This is a genomic window from Singulisphaera acidiphila DSM 18658 (genome assembly GCF_000242455.2).
Lineage (GTDB): Bacteria > Planctomycetota > Planctomycetia > Isosphaerales > Isosphaeraceae > Singulisphaera > Singulisphaera acidiphila.
The window spans coordinates 8,323,953-8,343,485 of record NC_019892.1; the positions used below are offsets into that span (position 1 = coordinate 8,323,953).

General features: G+C 64.3%; 11 protein-coding genes. 8 read left to right on the plus strand and 3 right to left on the minus strand.

Going from position 1 to position 19,533, the window contains the following annotated elements:
* The first annotated feature begins 158 nt into the window (after nt 1-158).
* On the plus strand, nt 159-1,289 hold the full coding sequence (locus SINAC_RS32425) for a hypothetical protein (RefSeq protein WP_015249774.1): 1,131 nt from the start codon (nt 159-161) through the stop codon (nt 1,287-1,289).
* Between the two features lie 178 nt (nt 1,290-1,467).
* On the opposite strand, the gene SINAC_RS32430 is transcribed toward SINAC_RS32425, so the two are convergent.
* Nucleotides 1,468-2,811, minus strand: coding sequence for a redoxin family protein (locus SINAC_RS32430; protein WP_015249775.1), 1,344 nt, complete (start codon nt 2,809-2,811; stop codon nt 1,468-1,470).
* A gap of 149 nt (nt 2,812-2,960) precedes the next feature.
* Nucleotides 2,961-4,190, minus strand: a complete 1,230-nt coding sequence (locus tag SINAC_RS32435; RefSeq protein ID WP_015249776.1) for a bifunctional 3,4-dihydroxy-2-butanone-4-phosphate synthase/GTP cyclohydrolase II — start codon at nt 4,188-4,190, stop codon at nt 2,961-2,963.
* A gap of 217 nt (nt 4,191-4,407) precedes the next feature.
* Here SINAC_RS32435 and SINAC_RS32440 point away from each other — a divergent pair, with 217 nt between their 5' ends.
* Nucleotides 4,408-6,870 carry a DUF1549 and DUF1553 domain-containing protein gene (locus SINAC_RS32440; RefSeq protein WP_015249777.1) on the plus strand — a complete coding sequence of 821 codons (2,463 nt, stop codon included), beginning with the start codon at nt 4,408-4,410 and terminating at the stop codon, nt 6,868-6,870.
* Here SINAC_RS32440 and SINAC_RS32445 read toward each other — a convergent pair.
* A complete protein-coding gene (locus SINAC_RS32445; RefSeq protein WP_015249778.1) occupies nt 6,860-7,339 on the minus strand; it encodes an RrF2 family transcriptional regulator in 480 nt (159 codons plus the stop codon). The two genes, SINAC_RS32440 and SINAC_RS32445, sit on opposite strands and share 11 nt — an antisense overlap.
* 172 nt (nt 7,340-7,511) lie before the next feature.
* Between SINAC_RS32445 and SINAC_RS32450 the strand changes: the two genes are divergently transcribed.
* From SINAC_RS32450 to SINAC_RS32475, 6 genes are all read left to right on the plus strand, one after another.
* On the plus strand, nt 7,512-8,873 hold the full coding sequence (locus tag SINAC_RS32450; RefSeq protein ID WP_015249779.1) for a hypothetical protein: 1,362 nt from the start codon (nt 7,512-7,514) through the stop codon (nt 8,871-8,873).
* Between the two features lie 127 nt (nt 8,874-9,000).
* Complete coding sequence (locus tag SINAC_RS32455) at nt 9,001-10,326, plus strand: DUF1501 domain-containing protein (protein ID WP_015249780.1); 1,326 nt, start codon at nt 9,001-9,003, stop codon at nt 10,324-10,326.
* A 104-nt stretch (nt 10,327-10,430) separates the two neighbouring features.
* Nucleotides 10,431-12,947, plus strand: coding sequence for a PPC domain-containing protein (locus tag SINAC_RS32460; protein ID WP_015249781.1), 2,517 nt, complete (start codon nt 10,431-10,433; stop codon nt 12,945-12,947).
* Nucleotides 12,948-12,998: 51 nt separating this feature from the next.
* Nucleotides 12,999-15,368: a c-type cytochrome domain-containing protein gene (locus SINAC_RS32465; RefSeq protein ID WP_015249782.1), complete on the plus strand. Its 2,370-nt coding sequence runs from the start codon at nt 12,999-13,001 to the stop codon at nt 15,366-15,368.
* Between the two features lie 956 nt (nt 15,369-16,324).
* Entirely contained in the window at nt 16,325-17,707 is a 1,383-nt protein-coding gene (locus tag SINAC_RS32470) for an ankyrin repeat domain-containing protein (RefSeq protein ID WP_015249783.1), read from the plus strand.
* Nucleotides 17,704-19,344 (plus strand): ankyrin repeat domain-containing protein, encoded by a 1,641-nt coding sequence (locus SINAC_RS32475; protein ID WP_015249784.1) that lies wholly within the window; start codon nt 17,704-17,706, stop codon nt 19,342-19,344. The genes SINAC_RS32470 and SINAC_RS32475 overlap by 4 nt, the downstream gene beginning before the upstream one ends.
* Nucleotides 19,345-19,533 lie beyond the last annotated feature (189 nt).

Consider the following 19,533-nt stretch of genomic DNA (forward strand, 5'->3'; position numbering starts at 1 on the left):
GACCAGGCGAGGCTCCCAGACTCTTCAGCTTAACGCGAGACCTGCGGAGTCGTCGAGACGGAGGACGTTCGGCTTGACGAACCTCCCATTCTCGGCTATTACCCCGGCTTGACCTATCTTATCTCTCGGCTCCCGCTCGGATTCGGGAGGATTGTTTGGTGCCCTGGTTCGACCCGCGAATCGCCGCGCTGGTGCTCGGCCTGCTGGTGATGGGACCGGCCGGCTCTGCCGCGGACCTGCCCAGGGCCGCCGAAGTGATTGCGTCTGAGCTCGACGTTTTCGACGAGCCGGACGATCGCTCGGTGGCATCGGGGCAGCTCCAGCAGGGAGACCGGGTGGTTGTGCGCGCGGTCGGAACCGACGGCTGGCTGACGATCGAGCCTCCACCCGGCTCGTTCCTCTGGGTCGAGCAATCGGCGATCGATCCTCCGGCTGGCCTCGGGCCGGCGCGGGTCGACGTGGCGCAAACGCGGGTTCGCTCGGGCATCCCCGAAGCCAAGATGCCGGGGCCGCCGGGCAGGTCTCTGCCGCGCGGTAAGGTGGTTCGCCTCATCGATCGGCCGCCGCTGACCGTCGGCAAGAAGACATGGCGGGCGATCGCTCCCCTGGCGGGCGAGGTCCGCCACATCCGTGCCGACGGGGTCGAGTGGGTCCCCTCCCCGACAACCACACAGGCACCCGCCGAACCGGCTCAAGAGACCCGGGCGGCCTTCTCGGCGGAAGGTTCCCTGCCCAATCCTCCCCCGGAGATCGCGGCGGAGATCGCGAGGATCGAGTTGAGCCATCGCTCAATTCTCCGTGATTCGATCGAGCACTGGCGGCTCGATTCGATCCGCCTGCGGTATGAGGGCCTGCTCAAACGTGTTACCGACTCGGCCTCGAGCCAGGCAATTCAGGCGCGGCTCGACCTCGTCGCGCGGCACGAGGCAGCGGCGGAATCCGCCCGGAAGATCGAGGCGATCCTGGAGAAAAGCCGAAACCGCGACCGCAAGCTGGCGCTCTACTTACGGCGACTCGCAGTGGCCGAGGAGCCGCAAGAGCGTCCCTACGACGCCAAGGGGATGATCCAACCCTCGTCGCACAAGGTCGACGGCCAGAAAGTCTTCGCCCTGATCGGCCCCAAGGGAACGGCAGTCGCCTATCTGAACATCCCGGCCGGGCTCGATCCGTCTCGGTTGACGGCGCGCAACGTCGGCGTTCGGGGAAGCGTTCATTACAATGAGTCGTTGCGAGCGCAACTGATCACGGTTCGTGACCTCGAGCCGCTCGACGGAAAAGAGAGAAAATAAGGCCAAGGGGAGGAATCGCTACCCGGCCTTGCCGTGGGAGGTGGGCTCGAGGACTGTAGAGGTGAATCCCAACGGTCGGGCCGGTTGGAAATACAGCCGGGCAACCGACTTTGCATCGGTTCCCGGCCACTCGTTTGTAAACGTCTGAATGCTCAGATAAGGCGATCGCGAGGGATCGTCAGTCCTTCTTTGCGGCCGCCTCTTCGGATTTCTCTTTGATGAGCGACTTGCCCGCCAGCAAGGCGTCGATGTCCTTGCTGAGGGTCTCACCGGTCTGCTGGCCGACGTACGCAGCCTGAACGATCCCCTTGCCGTCGAGAATGACGAGCGTCGGGATCGCCTGGACCGAGAACGCATTGCCGATCGCCTGCGTGGGGTCGAGGGCGATCAGGCCGACCTTGGTGCCGGTCAGCACGACCTTCTTCTCTTCGAGCGTCTTCTCGACATGCTTGCGGAGTTCGGGGAGCTCGCGCGGTTCTTCGTCCTGGCTGAGGGCGACGATGACGACGTCCTTATTGTTCTTGGCGTAGCCTTCGATCATCTTCTGGACTTCGGGAAGCTCCTTGATGCAGGGGCCGCACCAGGTCGCCCAGAAGTCGAGCAGGACGATCTTACCCGCCAGGTCAGCCTTGGTGACGGTCTTGGTCTTGTCGCCATCAAGCACCGTCAGGGTGAAGTCGGGGGAGGGCTTGCCCACGAGCTTCTGAGCGACCGCGCTGGGATCTTCCGCCTCGGCTTTCGTAAGCGAGTCAACCTTCTTGAACTCCTTGGGAGGGGCGAAGGCAAACGCATCGGCGGCCGGCGCCTTGGTTGAGACCGTCCCGGCGTCCCAGCCGAACTGGTCGATGGTAACCTTGTTCCCTCCGGCGGCGGTCTTGGCCAAGATCTCGGGGTCGATCACCAGGTTGATTTTCTTGAGCAGCTTCGTCTCAGGGTCGACGAGCATCTCGAAGTCGGGTCCTTCCTTGCGATCCAGCATCAGCGACAGGCCCTCCTTACGCTCCGGGCCCAGCTTCAGCGCACCATCGAGTTCCTCGACCAATTTCGACGGATCTTCGCCGACCAACAGGTTCAAGAGGATGAACATCGGCGGCCCGGTCGGCCCGCCGAAGATGGCCGAACCGACCGGCCCCTGCCGGAACGTTTCGAACGTGATCGTATTGGGGGCGTCGACCGAGAGGTATTGCTTGAGCGGTTCGACCGACGTGGTCAGAGTCTTGCCGTCGCTGACCAGCCGGACCAGACCTGCGTCGAGATCGACCTTGTTCGGGCGCGCGAGCGACAGGCGAAGCGGCGACGATTGGTTCTTCGGCTTGCCGTTCTCGCTGATGTTGAGGACGAACTTCCCTTGATCGGCGTACGAGGTCAGTCCCTTGTACGTCTTGATCACCTCGTCGAGCAGTTGCTTCGCTTTGGGATCGGCCGGGGGGGGCTCCGCATGGGCCGCCATTGCCGCCCCACCGGCCAGCGCCACCAGACAGGCTAGCCCGCAGAGCATGGTTCGGGGTGAGTAAGAATGCACGAGGGTATGTCCTTCGGGTAATTCGGACCAACGACCCTCCGCCCGGGTCTGAACCCGCTCGCGGAGAGAAACAGGTTTAATTCTCTCATGAAGAGCAACGCCGGAACCAGCCAGCCGGGCCGCTCTTCACCCCCTTTTTTTTTCTTCGATCAACCAGGTCCATTTCGTTCGCCAGTCGGCAATAAATGGCCCATCTTATCACGCTTGGTAGCCAGGTACTTGGTTCTCTCGGCTTCCTCGGGAGCGATGATCGGCACCTGGTCGACCACTTGGAGGCCGTGCCCCTGAATGACGAAGGCGTCGACCTTCTTGGGGTTGTTCGTCAAGAGCCGGACCTTGGTCAGGCCGAGGTCCTGGAGGATTTGCAGCCCCACACCATAGTCGCGCGGATCGGCCGGGAAGCCGAGTGCCTGATTGGCTTCGACGGTATCCAAGCCCTGGTCTTGGAGCTCGTACGCTTTGAACTTCTCGATCAGGCCGATCCCGCGCCCCTCCTGCGGCAGGTAGAGCAAGGCACCGACCCCTTCGCGACCGATCATTTCGAGGGCGAGATGGAGCTGGTCGCCGCAATCGCAACGGAGCGAGTCGAGCAGGTCGCCGGTGAAGCAGGACGAGTGGATCCGGACCAGAGGGGCCTCCACCGAAAGCAGGTCGCCCATCGCGAACACGATCGGGTTGTTCTCGGGTTCATGCTTGACCCCATAGCCGATGACCCGCCCCTTGCCGTAGCGTGAGGGGAGTTCGGCCTCGGCCAGGCGATGCACGAGCTTCTCCCGACGCCTCCGATAACCGATCAGCATCTCAATCGAGACGATCGGCAGGTTGAACTTGGTGGCGATCTCGTGGAGCCGCTCTCGGCTGGCGACGCCGGTCCCGTCGAGAATCTCGATGAGCACCCCCGCCGGAGCAAGACCAGCCAGGCGCGCCAGGTCGACCGTGGCCTCGGTATGCCCCGCGCGACGGAGCACTCCCCCCTCCTTGGCGATCAGGGCCGGGACATGTCCGGGGCGAACCAGGTCGGTGGGGCGAGTCGTCGGATCGACGATCGCGCGGATCGTCCGGGCCCGCTCCTCCGCGCTAATGCCGGTGCGGCACGACTTGTGGTCGACCATGACGGTAAACGAGCAGCCGTGGGGCGCGGTATTTGTCTCGACCATCGGGTTCAGATCGAGTCGCTTGGCCTGGTCGGGCATGATCGGAACGCACAACTGCCCGCGCCCCTCCGTGATCATGAACTCGACCGTCTCAGGCGTGATCCGATCGGCCGCGGCAACGAAATCGCCTTCGTTCTCACGGCTTTCGTCGTCGACCACGATGACCACGCGCCCCTCGGACATGGCCTGGAGAGCGTCCTCGATCTTCGAGAATTGATAGGGCATCGGACTCGACCTCTCCGAAAGACAAAGGCAAACGGCCACGGGACCCGAGGAGCAACCGTCCTCATTGGGGATCATTCACCACTTGCCCCATTGTAGGGGAACCCGGCTAGGTGCGCACACTGATTCTCCGGGGAGTTCTTCAACACCACCGTCCCAAAGCCGCCGGGGAAGGCCGGTTCCCATTGCCAATCCGACCGAGGCGCGGCACATTGCCAGGATGAGCACCGCGGGACGCAAAGCGATCTCCTGTCTCGTTCTCGAATGGCTGTTGCTGAGCGCGCTCGCCTCGCCGGCATGCCCGGCGAGCCTCGACGTCGAGCCGGCCGAGGTCCACCTCACCGGGTCCGATCGCCGAGCCCAAATCTTGGTCACAGGAACCAGGGCCGACGGCCGGACGATCGACCTGACCCACAACAACTCGCTGCAATACAAGAGCCTCAACCCCGAAGTCGCGGAGGTCGATCATCAGGGGCGGATCCGACCGACCGGCTCAGGCAACACCTCCATCACCGTCCATCACGAAGGGGAAAACGCAAAAGTGCGGGTCGTGGTGGAAGACTTCGCCGATCACCGGCCCGTCTCGTTCATCTCCGAAGTCATGCCGATCCTCGCAAGACAAGGGTGCAACTCCGGCGCCTGCCACGGCAAGGCAAGCGGACAGAACGGATTTCGGCTCAGCCTGCTCGGCTCGGACCCCAGGTTCGACTATGAGAGCCTGGTCCGCGACGGCCGGGGCCGACGGGTCTTTCCCGCCGCGCCGGGGGCAAGCTTGCTGCTCCGTAAGCCCACCGCAGAGATCGGCCACGGCGGCGGCCGGAAGTTCGCGAGGGAATCTCCCGAATACCGCACCCTCGCCCGTTGGATCGCGCAAGGGATGCCCTTCGACCCCAGACAGGGCACCTCAGTCCTCAAAATCGAAGTCAGCCCGGCACGCCGGCGGATCGCCCCCAAAGGAACCCAGCAACTCCGCGTGACCGCCCAGCTCAGCGACGGATCAGAGGCCGACGTCACCCACCAGGCGCAGTACCAGTCGAACGCGCTCGACCTGGCCCTCGTCGACGAGTCCGGGCAAGTCGCGACGCTGGACGGCGTCGGTGAAGCCGCGATCATGGCCCGGTTCGGAGGACAAGTGGCGGTCTCCCGCGTCATCGTCCCACGCAACAACAACCCGGCACGCGAGGACCTGCCCCCCTCGACCAATCCCATCGACCCCTTGATCTTCGGCAAGCTCCGCGAGCTTGGCATTCCCCCCAGCGCGACCTGCACTGACGCCGAATTCGCACGCCGCTCGGCGCTCGACCTCTGCGGGATCCTACCCGACCCGGACGAGGCCGCCGCATTCGAGGCGAGCCATGAACCGAGCAAGCGAGAGCGATGGGTCGACCGACTCCTCGAACGCCCCGAATGTGCGGATCTGTTCGCGATGAAGTGGTCGGCCATTCTGCGGAACAAGCGAAGCCTCGGTTCACTCTCACAACCAGGGACGTTCGCCTTCCATTCCTGGATCCGCGAGGCCCTGGCCGCGAACCTGCCTTACGACCGGTTCGCGGCGGCGATCCTGACAGCGAAAGGGGATTCCGCCGCGTCTCCTCCCGTCGTCTGGTTCCGGCACGCGAAGACGCTCGAGGAGCAGGTTGACGACACCGCCCAGCTCTTCCTGGGGGTCCGGCTCCAGTGCGCCCGCTGCCATCATCATCCGTTTGAGTCTTGGGGCCAAGACGATTACTACGGCTTCGCCGCCCTTTTCGCCCGGATCGGCCGTAAGCCAGGGCCCGACCCGGTCACACCGCGGATCTTCGTCATCCCCGAAGGGCGGGCGACCGACCCCTTGACCGGCAAAACCTATGCTCCCCGCGTGCTCGGCGGATCCGCAATGCCCGACCTCGGCCCGCGCGACGACCCCAGGGAAGCGCTCGCCGAGTGGCTCCGCCGGCCCGACAACCCCTTCTTCGCCCGTGCCATCGTCAACCGCTACTGGAAGCATCTGTTCGGCCGAGGACTCGTCGAGCCCGAGGACGACATGCGAGCCAGCAACCCGCCTTCCAACCCTGAGTTGCTCGATTTCTTGGCTGCCGACTTCATCCGCCACGACTACGACCTGAAACAACTCCTCCGCCTGATGGCCACCAGCCGCGCGTACGACCGCTCGAGCCTCCCCGTCCCGGGGAACGAGCGCGACCGCCAGAACTTTGCCCGCTACGCCCCGCGCCGGCTCCCCGCCGAAGTCTTGCTCGACGCCATCGGCACCGTGACGGGCAGTCCCGAAGTGTTCGCCGGCTTGCCGCGCGACTTCCGCGCCACGCAGCTTCCCGACGACGGCTTCGCCTCGACGCTCCTCGAGACCTTCGGCCGTCCCAAACGAGAAAGCGTCTGCGAATGCGAACGCTCGACCGAACCGAGCCTCTCGCAGAGCCTTCTCCTGCTGAACTCCCCGTCCCTTCAGCGTCAGCTCAGCGCCGACGCCGGTCGCGCCGCGCTCCTGGCAAACGATCCACGCCCCGATCGCGACAAAGTCAGCCTGCTCTATCGGGTCGCCCTCTCCCGAGTCCCATCCGACGCTGAACAAGCGGTCTGCCTGGCCCACCTCGACCGCTTACGGTCCGATGGCCGCGTTCGCCAGGCCTACGAAGACCTGATCTGGACCTTGATCAACACCAAGGAATTCCTCTTCAACCAGTGACGGTCCCTGCCTCGTCGGCCTTGTCGCGTTGCAGCCGGAAGTCCCCCAGCAGAACGACTAGGTCCGCTCGCTGCGCCATGAATTGGTCGAGGGTATACTCGTCGAGAACCGTCAGAAAAGCCTGCTGAGCGCGATGGAGCGCCCCCTTTAACCCGCAGGAGGGGGCAATCGGACACGTATTCATCTCAGGATCAAAGCACTCGACAAGATAAAAATGAGGCTCGGTCCTCCGGATCAACCAACCGATGTTGATCTCCGCCGGGCTCATCGCAAGCCGCATCCCGCCGCCACGCCCCCTTTGGGCCTCAACCACCCCAAGCTCCGTCACCGTTTGCACCACCTTGACCAGATGGTGCTTCGAGATCCCATACGCCCGGCTGATTGCGTCGACCGAGACCACTTGCCCAGGGTGGCAAGCCAGGTAGAGCACCAGGCGCAAACTGTAATCGGAGAATTGAGTCAGATGCAACGGAGACGCCTCAGGAACCTGGCTGCGGGTTGACAAACGGCCCCCACCCCATAATATGGATTCTCAATGCAAATTAAAAGCAGCATTCCCAGCCTCGACATGCTACCGTTAATTCGATAATTCCACAAAATTTTGCTTATGGATGTTGAGAGGCCATGAATGAGGGTGAACGATGGCCGCAAGAGCCCGACCTTCGGCGAAGCGTAAGGTGAAAGTCTCAGCAGGAGGAACACTCCGGGTCTTCCTGGCGGGCTTGGCCACGTTCGCGGCCGGCACCACGGTCACCGGCCAGGATATTGAGCGGGCCCCGATCCACTATAGTTCGGCAGAGCCTCACAATGCGGTCGCGCAGCTCAAAGAACGGCTCGCCACGGGAGCGACGAAGCTCGAATTCGGGCCGGAGCACGGATACCTACGATCGCTGCTCCGCGCGCTCGACATCCCGGAGTCGTCGCAGATCCTCGTCTTCTCGAAGACGAGTCTGCAACGTGAGCGGATCTCGCCCAAGACACCGCGTGCCATCTACTTTAATGATGATGTGATGGTCGGCTTCTGCCTCCGCGGCCAGGTCATCGAGATCTCGGCCGTCGATGACGCCATCGGCACAACCTACTACACGCTCGAGCAGTCGCGTGAAGAAAAGTCCGTCCCGGAGCGGCAGACCGAGTCGTGCCTGCTCTGCCATAGTTCGTCGGCCAACCAGGGGGTCCCCGGCCATCTGGTCCGCTCCGTCTTCGTGGACCGCCAGGGGCTCCCGCTCTTGGCCAGCGGGACGTTCCGCACCGATCACACGAGCCCGCTCGCCGAGCGCTGGGGTGGTTGGTATGTGACCGGCACCAGCGGCCGGCAGACGCACATGGGGAACATGATCAGCCAAGGGCCGAAACGGCCCGAGGAGATCGACAACACCGACGGGGTCAACGTGGTCGACCTCAAGGATCGATTCACCACGTCATTCTACCCGACGCCCCATAGCGACATTGTCGCGTTGATGGTGCTCGAGCATCAGGTCGGTATGCTCAACCGCCTGGCCCGCGCGGGGATGGAGACGCGCATGGCCCTCGACTATGAAAAAGAATTCAACAAGGCACTTGGCGAACCTCTCGATCAGGAGTCCAGCAGCGCCCGGTCCCGGATCCGGAGCGTTGGTGAGGCTGTGGTCCATTACATGCTGTTCCGCGACGAGGTCCACCTGACCGATCGAATTCAAGGCACGTCATCCTTCGAAACGGACTTCGCCGCTCGCGGACCCCGCGACTCCAAAGGCCGGTCCCTCCGCGACTTCGACCTCAAGACCCGGATCTTCCGTTACCCTTGCAGCTACCTGATCTATTCCCGCGCCTTCGACTCTCTTCCAAGCGCCGTGAAGGACTACGTCTATCAACGGCTCTGGGAGATCCTCAAAGGCCGAGGAACCAAGAAGGACGACCCGGTTCTGGCCGTGGACGACCGCGAAGCGATCCTCGAGATTCTCCGTGAGACAAAGCCTGGTCTGCCAGACTCCTGGAAGAAGGCCCCGGCCGCATCCCACTGATTCGTACAACGGGCAGAGAGCCAGGAAACGCTCCATGCGAAAACGAACTCACTCCGAGTGCGATTGGCGGCTGTAGGCAGGCTCGGGTAAGCTGAGCAAAGCGGCGGAACGGAGTTGAGGGACGCTCATGATCGAGGTGTTCGGGGAGTATGAGACGACCTGCGCCGGGGTGAGCCGACGGTCTGTCCTTCGCGCAGGGGGCTTGGCCCTGGCCGGACTGACCGGGTTCGATCGACTTTCACGCCGTGCCAGCGCAAAAGGCTTCGACCGGACCAAAGAGACTGCCGTCATTCAGGTCATCCTCGACGGCGGCCCGTCCCAGATCGAAACCTACGACCCGAAACCCAATGCGCCGGCCGAATTCCGTGGCGAATTCCAGGCGATTCCAACCGTGGTCCCAGGGATCTCTCTCAGCGAACTCTGTCCGCGTCAGGCGCGGGTGATGGATAAGCTGGCGATCCTCCGGAGCCTGCACCACACGACTTCCGACCATTCGGGCGGCACGCATTGGGTCATGACGGGTTACCCGTCGAGCGACGCAACTCCACGCGGCAACGAACGGCCGAGTTCCGGCTCGATCGCGGCCCGGATGCTCGGGGCCCGACGACCCGGACTGCCGGCCTATGCCGGGATCCCACGGGCTCCTCGGTTCGGACAGGCTGCGTATCTCGGCCCTGGCTTCAACCCGTTCTCGCTCGACGGCGACCCGGCCGCGACGGCCAAGGTGCCGAATCTGGTGCCTCCCGAGGGACTCTCGCTCGACCGGCTCGACGATCGCCGCGACTTGCTCGCCAAGCTCGACCGAATCGACCGCCGCCGCGATGCCTCGGGGATGATGGAAGGGATGGACCGCTTCACGGCCGAGGCCTACGCCATGGTCACCGGCCCCGCCGCGCGGCGGGCCTTCGACCTGTCTCGGGAAGAAGCGACGACCCGCGATCGCTACGGCCGGACCTCGATCGGCCAGGCCTGTTTGCTCGCCCGCCGGCTGGTCGAGGCAGGGGTGACCTTCGTGACGGTCACGGATGGAGGCTGGGATCATCACACCCAGGTTGCCCCCCAGTGCCGAAAGCAGCTTCCGCCGCTCGACGCGGCGATCGCCAGCCTGGTTGAGGACATTCACGATCGCGGACTCAGCCAGAAAGTCCTCCTCGTCGTCTGGGGAGAATTCGGCCGCACCCCGCGCGTCAACGGGGCGGGGGGCCGCGACCACTGGCCCGGGTGCATGAGCGCCCTGGTCGCGGGGGGCGGGCTCGTCACCGGGCAGGCCGTGGGAGCGACCAACAACAAGGGGGAAGCGCCGTCGGATCGCCCCTTGCGTCCCGAGGACCTGCTCCGTACAGTTTATCACGTCCTCGGTATCGACCCCGCCGCGGAGTTCCCCAACGAAGCCGGCCGTCCCTTGGCTGTCCTGAACCAGGGCCAACCGATCGCCGAACTCCTTCGAGGATAAGCCGCGCCCGCCCCCTTGATTTGTTTTGTTTTGCCCGCGCTTTTGCCTGCCATCAACGGATGCCCGTTGAAACGATGCCGAGGCCCCTGCCCTCGAGAGCGGCCATGACCATCCCCCTCCGTTCCGCGCCCCTGATCGTCCTGCTGTTCGGGATACTCGGAGCCCCCAGACCGGGGCACGCTCAATGGCCGCAAGCCAAACTCACCGGCCTCTCCCGACTCGGGAGCCGCGTGGGCGAGTCGGTCGATGTCACGCTCAACGGAACCGACCTCGAAGGGGTCCATTCCCTCTGGTTCGATCATCCCGGAATCCGGGCGTTCCATCTCAAGGGGACGACGTTTCGAGTCGCCTCCGCCCCCGGCACGCCGCTCGGACACCACGACATCCGCGCGGTCGGCACCTACGGCGTGACCAACCCTCGCACGTTCGTGCTGGGCGACCGGCCCGAAACGGTCGAGACCGAGCCCAACAACGTGGTGAGCCAGGCGAACATCGTCACGCTCAACTCGGTCATCAACGGTCAGATCACCGCAACCGACGTGGATGTCTTCGGATTCGATGGCAAAGCAGGCCAGCGTTTGCTGATCGAGCTGACCGCCGAACGGCTTGACAGCCGACTCGATGCCACGATCCATATCCTCAACGCCGACGGACGCGAGCTGGCGGAATGCCGTGACGCCCTGGGCGTCGACCCGTTCCTCGACCTGACCTTGCCCGCCGACGGCCGATACTTCATCAAGGTCCACGACGTGGTTTACGGGGGGTCGGCCGATCACTCCTACCGCCTAAGCTTGAGCGACGGCCCCCACCTCGACGCGATTCTCCCCACAGTCGCCACCCCCGGCGTTCCCACCTCGTTCACCCTGATCGGGAGGAACCTCGGTGGAACCCCTGCCCCTGATCTGCTGATCGACGGCCGGCCGATCGAGCGGAAGACGGTCACGATCACGCCCCCCGCCTCGGGCGAGATCGATCCCTTGGCCCCTTCGCTCCGCTTCTTCCCGTCCCCGGCCGCCCCGCGTCGCGGGTTCGAATACGTACTCGCGCTGCCGTCGGGGACGTCGAACCCGCTGTTCATCGCCGAGGCCACCGAACCGGTCGTGCTGGAAGCAGAGCCGAACAACGACGACGAGCACGCCCAAGCGGTGACGCTCCCTTGCGACATCTCCGGCACCTTCGGCGCCCCCAACGACAGCGACATCTATCGATTCTCCGCACGCAAGGGCGAAGTTTGGTGGATCGAGGCCACGGCGGAGCGGCTCGGTTCCCCCGCCGACCCCGCGTTCCTGATCCAGCAGGTCGTCGCCAAGGCCCCGCCCAAAGACCTGGGCTCGGCCGAGGACACCCCCGACCCAGGGGGCGGCCCACGATTCGGTGTCGGCTCCGTCGACGCTTCGCTTCGCTGGACGGTCCCTGAAGACGGCACCTATCAGGTGGTCATCAACGACCTCTACGCCTCTCAACGTGGGGATCCAAGGCTGGTCTACCGGCTCAACATCCGCCCCGAACGACCCGATTTTCGGCTCTTCGTCGTCCCCGCCAGCACCACCCTGGTTGACTCCTTGACGATCGCCGCCGGGGGGCGAGCGACCGCCTACGTGCTGGCCTGGCGGACCGACGGGTTTGCCGGCCCGATCCACGTGGAGGCGGTCGACCTGCCGCCTGGCGTGCGCTGCGAGCCGGTGACGATCGCCACGGGCCAGGTCGTGGCGCCCGTCGTCTTCGAGGCGGAGGACGGGGCGAAACCTCGCGTCGGGACGGTCCAGCTCATCGGGCGGAGCCGCTTCGGCGACCGCAAGGACGAGCTCCACTACGTCTCGGGGGCGACCAAGCTCGGGCCGGATCTCACTCACCAGGCGATCGCCGGCACCATGATCTGGCCTCCGGGCAATCCCCTAACCCCGACGATGGCCCCCGCTCGGGTGAGCCGAGGGTTCGTCCTGGCCGTGGTCGAAGCCGGCCCGCTGACGCTCGCCGCATCGCCCCAGACCTTCATCGTGGCCCAGGGACATCAGCTCAATGTGCCCCTGACAGTCACACGGCGGAATGCGTTCGCCGAGGCGGTCACCGTCACCGCCGCCGACTTGCCCGCCAACGTCGTCAACGGAACCGCGACCATCGCCAAGGCGGAAGCCAGCGGCACCCTCCCACTCTTCGTGGCCAAGACCGTCGCGCCGGGCGACTACACCTTCGTCGTTCGTGGGACCGGCCCTTTCCCGTTCAGCAAGGATCCAAACGCGAAGACGAAGCCGAACATCACCCTGAACGAACCGTCGAACGCGATCAGGTTGGTGGTCCGCCCCGCGCCGGTGACCCTGACGGTGAACAACAAAGGGGGTGCACTCAAGCCGGGAGGGACTCTCGAGGTGGACCTGACGGTCGCCCGCCAAGGGGGGTTCGCCGACGACCTGACCGTAACCCTCACAGCCCCCCCTGCCCTGAAGCTTTCGGCCGCGCCGGTGACCATCGCCGCGAGCCAGACGACGGCCAAATTTGTGGTCCAGGCAGCAGACGACAGTCCCGTCGGCGCCGCGGCGGGAGTGGCCGTTCGCGCGGTCGCAACGGTCCGGGGCGAATCGATCGAGGTGGATGAACCGCTCGTCCTGACTCTTGGCAAATAAGGGCGTGTGTCATACGCCGCTCGCATCAGACTTTGAGGAGAGAAATCCCCAATGCGTCACGCCCTTTGCCTCGTCGCTCTGCTCCTGCTGGCCGCCGACGCTCCTGCCCCGACTCCGATCCCGGTGACGGTCCCGACCCGGACCGAGCCGATCAGCTACGCCAACGATGTGGCCGATATCCTCGCCAACAAGTGCGTCGGCTGTCATAGCGCAGCCCTGGCCGAGAGCAAGCTCGATATCGAAGAGGTGGCCGGGATGCTCAAGGGGGGCAAGCATGGCCCCGCAATCGTGCCGGGCAAGGCCGAGGAGAGCCTCCTCTTCAAGATGGCCGCGCATCGAGTCGAGCCGGTCATGCCCCCGAAAGACAAGAAAAACAACGAACCGCTCACGTCCGACGAGCTCGGCCTGCTCAAGCTCTGGATCGACGCGGGCGCCAAGGACGACTCGTCCGAAGAGACTGCCAAGCCCATCGAACTCGGCACCCTGCCGCCAGGCGTTCAGCCCATCGTCGCCGTCGACATGACGGCCAGCGGCGAGCGGGTCGCCGCCGGCCGCGCGAACGTGGTGCAGGTCTACGACGCGGCCTCGGGGCTCGAGATCGCCTCGCTCGGCGGCCACAAAGACATCATCCAGTCGATCCGGTTCAGCCCCGACGGCAAGCGGCTGGCGGCCGGCAGCTATCAAGTGGTCACGCTCTGGAATGTCCCCAGCGGCGGCCTCGACAAAACGCTCGCCGGCCACACCGACCAGGTCAAGGCGCTCACCCTCTCGGCCGACGGCAAGACGGCCTTTTCCGCCGCGCCTGACAAAACGGTCCGGGTCTGGAATCTAGCCGACGGTAAACTCGTCCGTCAGATGAACGCCCCTGCCCCCGTGCTGGCCGTCTCCCTCTCGCCCGACGGCAAGACGCTCGCGCTCGGCGGCCAGGACAACCTCATCTCCCTCTTAAACGCAGCCGACGGCAAGCTCACCGCGACTCTCAAGGGGCATACGGGCCCCGTCAACGGCCTCGCGTTCACGCCCGACGGCACGCGGCTCGCCTCCGTCTCGTCCGACGCCTCCGCGCGGATCTGGACGCTCCCCGCCGAGGCCGAACTCCAGGCCGCGAAAACGCCCGACGACGTCAAGCTCGCCGATCCCGTCGTCCTCTCGGGCCACAAAGGTCCCGTGCAGACCTTGGCCCTGACACCCGATGGCCAGCTTCTCGTCACCGGCGGAGACGATGCCACGGTCCGCCTCTGGAACGTCGCGGATGGCAAGGCCGTGAGCGCAATCGAGGGCCAGCATTCCGGCCCGGTCCTGGCCGTCGCCGTCAGCCCCGACGGCAAAACCGTGCTGACGGGTTCGGCCGACAAGAACGCCCGGCTGTTCGACCTCGCCACCGGGGCCCTACGCACGACGCTCACCGGTCACAACGGCCCGATCCAGGGGGTCGCCTTTGCCCCCAAAGGCGATCGTGTTGTCACCGCAGGGGGAGACGGTGGCCTCAAGGTCTGGGACACGGCCGATGGCCGTGGCGTGATCGCCTTCGGCCACTCCGCACCCGACAACGCCGCCATCCAGCCGGTGCTCAAGGTCGCCTTCGCCAGTGACGGTTCACTGGTCTCGGCCTCGGCCGACAAGACCTTGAAAACGTGGACCTTCGAGGGTTCCTGGTCCGAGATGAAGCCGCTCGCTCCCCACGTCTTCCGGGTCCTCTCGATCGACTTCAGCCCCGACGGCAAGCTCCTCGCCGCCGGCGGTGGCGAACCGTCGCGGTCGGGCGAGATCAAGCTCTGGGACGTCGAGAAGGCCACCCTCGTGCGCTCGCTCGACTCGCTCCACTCCGACACCGTCTTCGGCGTCCGGTTCAGCCCCGACGGCACCAAGCTTGCCTCAGGCGCAGCCGACAAGTTCCTCAAGGTCACGAATGTGGCCGACGGCAAAGAGCTGAAGTCGTTCGAAGGGCACACCCACCACGTCCTGGCCGTCGACTGGAAGTCCGACGGCGAGGAACTCGTCTCGGGGGGCGCGGACAACGTCATCAAGGTCTGGGATTTTGACTCCGGCGAGCAGCTCCTGACACTCCCCCCGGCCGGCAAGCAAATCACCGCCGTGCGCTGGGTGCCTGGTAAAAGCGAGGTCGCCGGCGCCTCGGGCGACAACCTCGTCCGCTTCTGGAACGTCACCACCAATGCCGAAGCCGCCGCCAAAGGCCAGCGCCGACGGCGAGTCGGCGGCAGCGGCGCCGTCCTCCGCACCTTCAGCGGCCCGAGCGACTACGTCTTCGGCGTCGCCGTCTCCAAAGACGGCAGCCGCATCGCCGCCGGTGGCGCAGACAGCGTCCTCTTCATCTGGAACGGCCAGAACGCCCAGGTCATCCGCAAAATTGAGCCCCCGGCGCCACCTTCGGCGACGCAGACCGCTTCCGCCAAACCCTGACGCAAGAGAGCCGATGAAACCGGCAGAGGCGGGCCGTTCAGACATCACCGCTTGCATCTCGATCATCCTACAGGGGACAGTGTTACATGCGTGTTCCGGAAACGCCGTAAAAACACAAGTGTTCCTGGATCTTGTTTCGACTTGGCAAGAATTTGCCATCACTGCTAAATCAGTGGCAGGAGGAAAACATCATGGCCACCATGAACATTTCACTTCCTGAAAAAATAAAGGTATTCGTCGAAGCGCAGATGGCGGAGGATAGGGGACGCAACCCGGGGTGGGCGGCACGATGCCGCCCATCGGCATCCCGGGATCGGCCCGAATGCGACAAATCCATCTCCAGTTCTTGGAATCACTGGCTACAGCGGATTACTTGCGAGTCGCACACGGAAGTCATAGGGCAGGAGCGGGGCCTCTCAAGCCCGGTCCTCCCACTGGACTCGAAGACTCGGAAGCCTTCTTTTTCTTGGGTGGCCCGGACAACTTGTTGTCCGTGGTCGCGCAGCGACAAGAGGCGTTGCTCGGGTTGAGGCCGTCTGCTCGGCGACGGGGCTTTTCGAGAACCTCTTGTGGCTGCGCCACCCGGACAACAAGTTGTCCGGGCCACCCACCAATGATCCTCTGCTTGTGTGCTCGACGAACGAAAACCGCTGTAGCTTAGCGAGCACGATCGTTCTTCCCATTCACGCTGAACCAACACAGGATCGAGGACCTGATTCAGCAGTTCCAGAGTTGCCTGAGCAGCAACGGGTTTGGCGTCACGCAGCTTCACGGGACCCCTTGGACGGTGTAGCGATCGACTTGAGGTGGGCGTCAAGAGGATCGTTGGGCTTGCCACCTGGAACCTTCCGCGAGTGAAAGGACTTGCACAAATCGTTCTCGGAGACAATGTTGAGTCTATCTTCGCCTGACTCTCCCTCTCACCCCGAACGACCGAATCGAGAAGAGGAACGGGGATGACCAGCATCGACGAATCCGTAGCAGCCTTCATCGAGGCAGCATGCGTGCCACTTGACAGTGATCACGCTTCCGGAACGCTCGAAGAGGCCCAAGCAATCCTGGGTTCACAGCCGGAAGTCGCAGGTCACAACATCTATACCGCAGCGGTTCTCGGAGATGATGCCGCCGTGCGTAGGCTTCTCGCAATCGATCCCGCCAACGCCACGGCCAAGGGCGGTCCCCGCGATTGGGATGCTCTGACTCATCTCTGTTTCTCGCGATTTCTCCGGCTCGATCCCGCGCGTTCGGAAGGGTTCGTGCGTGCGGCGACCGCGCTGCTCGACGCCGGAGCCAGCCCGAACAATGGCTGGTACGAGAAGAGCCACCAGCCCAAGCCCCTGTGGGAAAGCGTCCTCTATGGCGCAGCGGGGATCGCCCACCACGAAGGGCTGACCCGACTCCTTCTGGAGCGTGGCGCCGACCCCAACGACGACGAGACTCCGTATCACGCGCCCGAGTCCTACGAAATGGGCGTGTTGAAAGCTCTGGTCGAAAGCGGCAAGCTCAACGACGAAAGCCTCGCCACGATCCTGCTCCGCAAAGCAGACTGTCACCACTTCGAGGCGATCAAGTGGCTCCTCGAGCAAGGCGTTGATCCGAACCTGATGACGCGCTGGGGCAGGACGGCGTTGCACAACGCCCTCCTCAGCGACAACGCGCTCGAGATCATTGAGGTATTGCTCGATCACGGAGCCGACCCGACGCTCCAAGGAGACTCGGGGCACGGCTACCGAGGGCCTTCCCAATCGTCGGTAGCCCTTGCGGCGCACAGGGGCCGGGCGGATGTCCTCGACGTGCTGGAGCGACGCGGGATTCCGATCGAACTGCACGGCGTCGATCGGTTGATCGCGGCATGCGCCCGAAGCGATACCGACGAGATCCGCTCCCTCACAAGTGAGGAACCGAGCCTCGTCAGCGAGTTGATCACCGCAGGGGGTAAGTTGCTCGCGGAATTCGCCGGCAACGGAAATACCCAAGGCGTTCAAAATCTACTCGACCTGGGCGTTGTTGTCAGTGCGTTGCACACCCAAGGCGACGGCTACTTCGAAGTCGCGCCGAACAGCACGGCGCTTCATGTCGCCGCATGGAGGGCTCGGCACGACACGGTGAAGCTCCTGATCACCCGAGGCGCACCGATTGATGTTCCGGACGGTGCGGGGCGAACCCCGCTCGCGCTCGCCGTGAAGGCATGCGTCGACTCGTACTGGACGCATCGCCGCTCGCCCGAGTCCGTCGCCGCGCTGCTCCGCGCGGGTGCTTCAGTAAAAGGGATTGCCTATCCATCGGGCGATCCTGATGTTGATTCCTTACTCGAATCACATGGAGCACAATCCCCGTGAGACGACCCGACGCACTCAAGCGAAGCGAACCGCTGCATTGGTCGACAGGGATCGGCACGGAAGTCTGGGAGCTCTACTGCGCGGCCATCGCTGGTGATCTGGAGGCGATCACGCGGTTGGTGACCAAGGACCCGACGCTCGTGCGCAGCCATTTCGCGTACCGGACGCCGCTCTACTTCGCCGTGCGTGAGAACCAGGTCGCAGCAGCCGAGTACCTGCTCGACCACGGGGCAGATCCGATCGGCCTTGCCGTGAACGACAGCCTCGTCGAGATCTGCCGAGACCGTGGCTATACCCAGATGGAAACGATGCTGGAAGCCAAGCTCACGAGCCTGCACCACGCATCTCCTCAAGGTGAAGTGGTCGCCCAGACCATTCGCACGCGCGATCTGCCGGCCGTTCGTGCCTTGCTCGACGCTTCGCCCAAGCTATTGAATATCGGCGACGAGCGTTCGAATCAGCCGATTCATTGGAGCGTGATGACCAGACAGCTCGATCTCATCGACGAGCTACTCACGCGTGGGGCCGATATCAACGCCGCTCGCCAGGATGGCGCTCGCCCGATTCAACTCACCAACGGCGATTATCACTATCGAGGCTGGCGTGACGTCCCCAAGGACGTCTCAACGACCCCCGCCGAGGTGCTCGAACACCTCCGCTCCCGCGGCGCATACGTCGACATCAACACAGCCGCAAGCATCGGCGACCTCGACCGCGTCCGGGAGCTGCTGGACAGCGATCCCACCCTGGTGAACCGAGTCTCGGAATATGTAACATACTACATTGGTTCGGGAGCCCCCCTGAAAAACGCTGCGGCGCGAGGCCATCTTGAGATCGTGAAGCTGCTCCTCGACCGCGGCGCGGATCCGAATCTGCCGGAAGAGGGCATCGCACCCAATGGCCATGCGCTCTACTCGGCCGTCTACAACGGGCATTACGAGGTCGCCAAGCTCCTGCTTGAGCACGGCGCTTACCCAAGCCCACCGGTCGAAAGCTCCGCCGACGCCCTCTCGATCGCCATCCGAAACGCCGACTCGAAGATGGTGGAATTGCTCTGCTCATTTGGCTCCACCCGCTCCGTTGAACTCCTCGGATACTACGGCGACGTGCAAACCGCAGCAGCGGTCTTCGCCGCCAACCCCGCGCTGGCCAACGACCGAACGGCGCTGGAAAACGCCGCGGGCCAGGGCCATGAGCCGTTCGTCCGCTTGATTCTGCGTTATCAACCCGATCTGGCCACACACATCGCCGTCGGCGTCCAAAGCAACGGTCCTCAAGAGCCGACGAAGTCGCGTGAATTGACGGAGCTTCTGTTCGCGCACGGGATGGATCCGAGCCGGCCGGACTGGCTTGGAATTACCCCCCTCCATGAGTTCGCGAGGAAGGGCGACATCGAGAATGCAAAGACCTTTATCGATCATGGCGCCGACCTGCATGCCCGCGACGAAGATATCTGCTCGACACCGCTCGGATGGGCCGCCAAGTTCGGCAAAGGCCCCATGGTCGAACTCCTCCTGGAGCGTGGAGCAAAGCCGAACCTGCCGGATGATCCACCCTGGGCCACCCCACTCGCGTGGGCGACCCGACGAGGACACAATCAGGTTGCCGAACTCTTGAGGCAGCACGGCGCCGTGTGAGAATGAGGAGGCCACCAAAATCACCGACCAATCACCTCCCTTCTGCTTGCTTACTGAAGAGTCAGAAACGAGGATCCCTTGCCGTTGTGCGACCCCGGCTACAAGCAACAGCGGCCACGACTCGCAGTGACACCCCTTGCCGGAGGTGAGTTAAAAGCGGCGGATTCTGTCATCAACTATATTGATGAG

Bases quoted from the DNA above. Each gene is read 5' to 3' on its own strand.
- SINAC_RS32435 (WP_015249776.1), bottom strand. From the start codon at position 4,190: ATGCCCTATCAATTCTCGAAGATCGAGGACGCTCTCCAGGCCATGTCC.
- SINAC_RS32440 (WP_015249777.1), top strand. From the start codon at position 4,408: ATGAGCACCGCGGGACGCAAAGCGATCTCCTGTCTCGTTCTCGAATGG.
- SINAC_RS32450 (WP_015249779.1), top strand. From the start codon at position 7,512: ATGGCCGCAAGAGCCCGACCTTCGGCGAAGCGTAAGGTGAAAGTCTCA.
- SINAC_RS32455 (WP_015249780.1), top strand. From the start codon at position 9,001: ATGATCGAGGTGTTCGGGGAGTATGAGACGACCTGCGCCGGGGTGAGC.
- SINAC_RS32460 (WP_015249781.1), top strand. From the start codon at position 10,431: ATGACCATCCCCCTCCGTTCCGCGCCCCTGATCGTCCTGCTGTTCGGG.
- SINAC_RS32465 (WP_015249782.1), top strand. From the start codon at position 12,999: ATGCGTCACGCCCTTTGCCTCGTCGCTCTGCTCCTGCTGGCCGCCGAC.
- SINAC_RS32470 (WP_015249783.1), top strand. From the start codon at position 16,325: ATGACCAGCATCGACGAATCCGTAGCAGCCTTCATCGAGGCAGCATGC.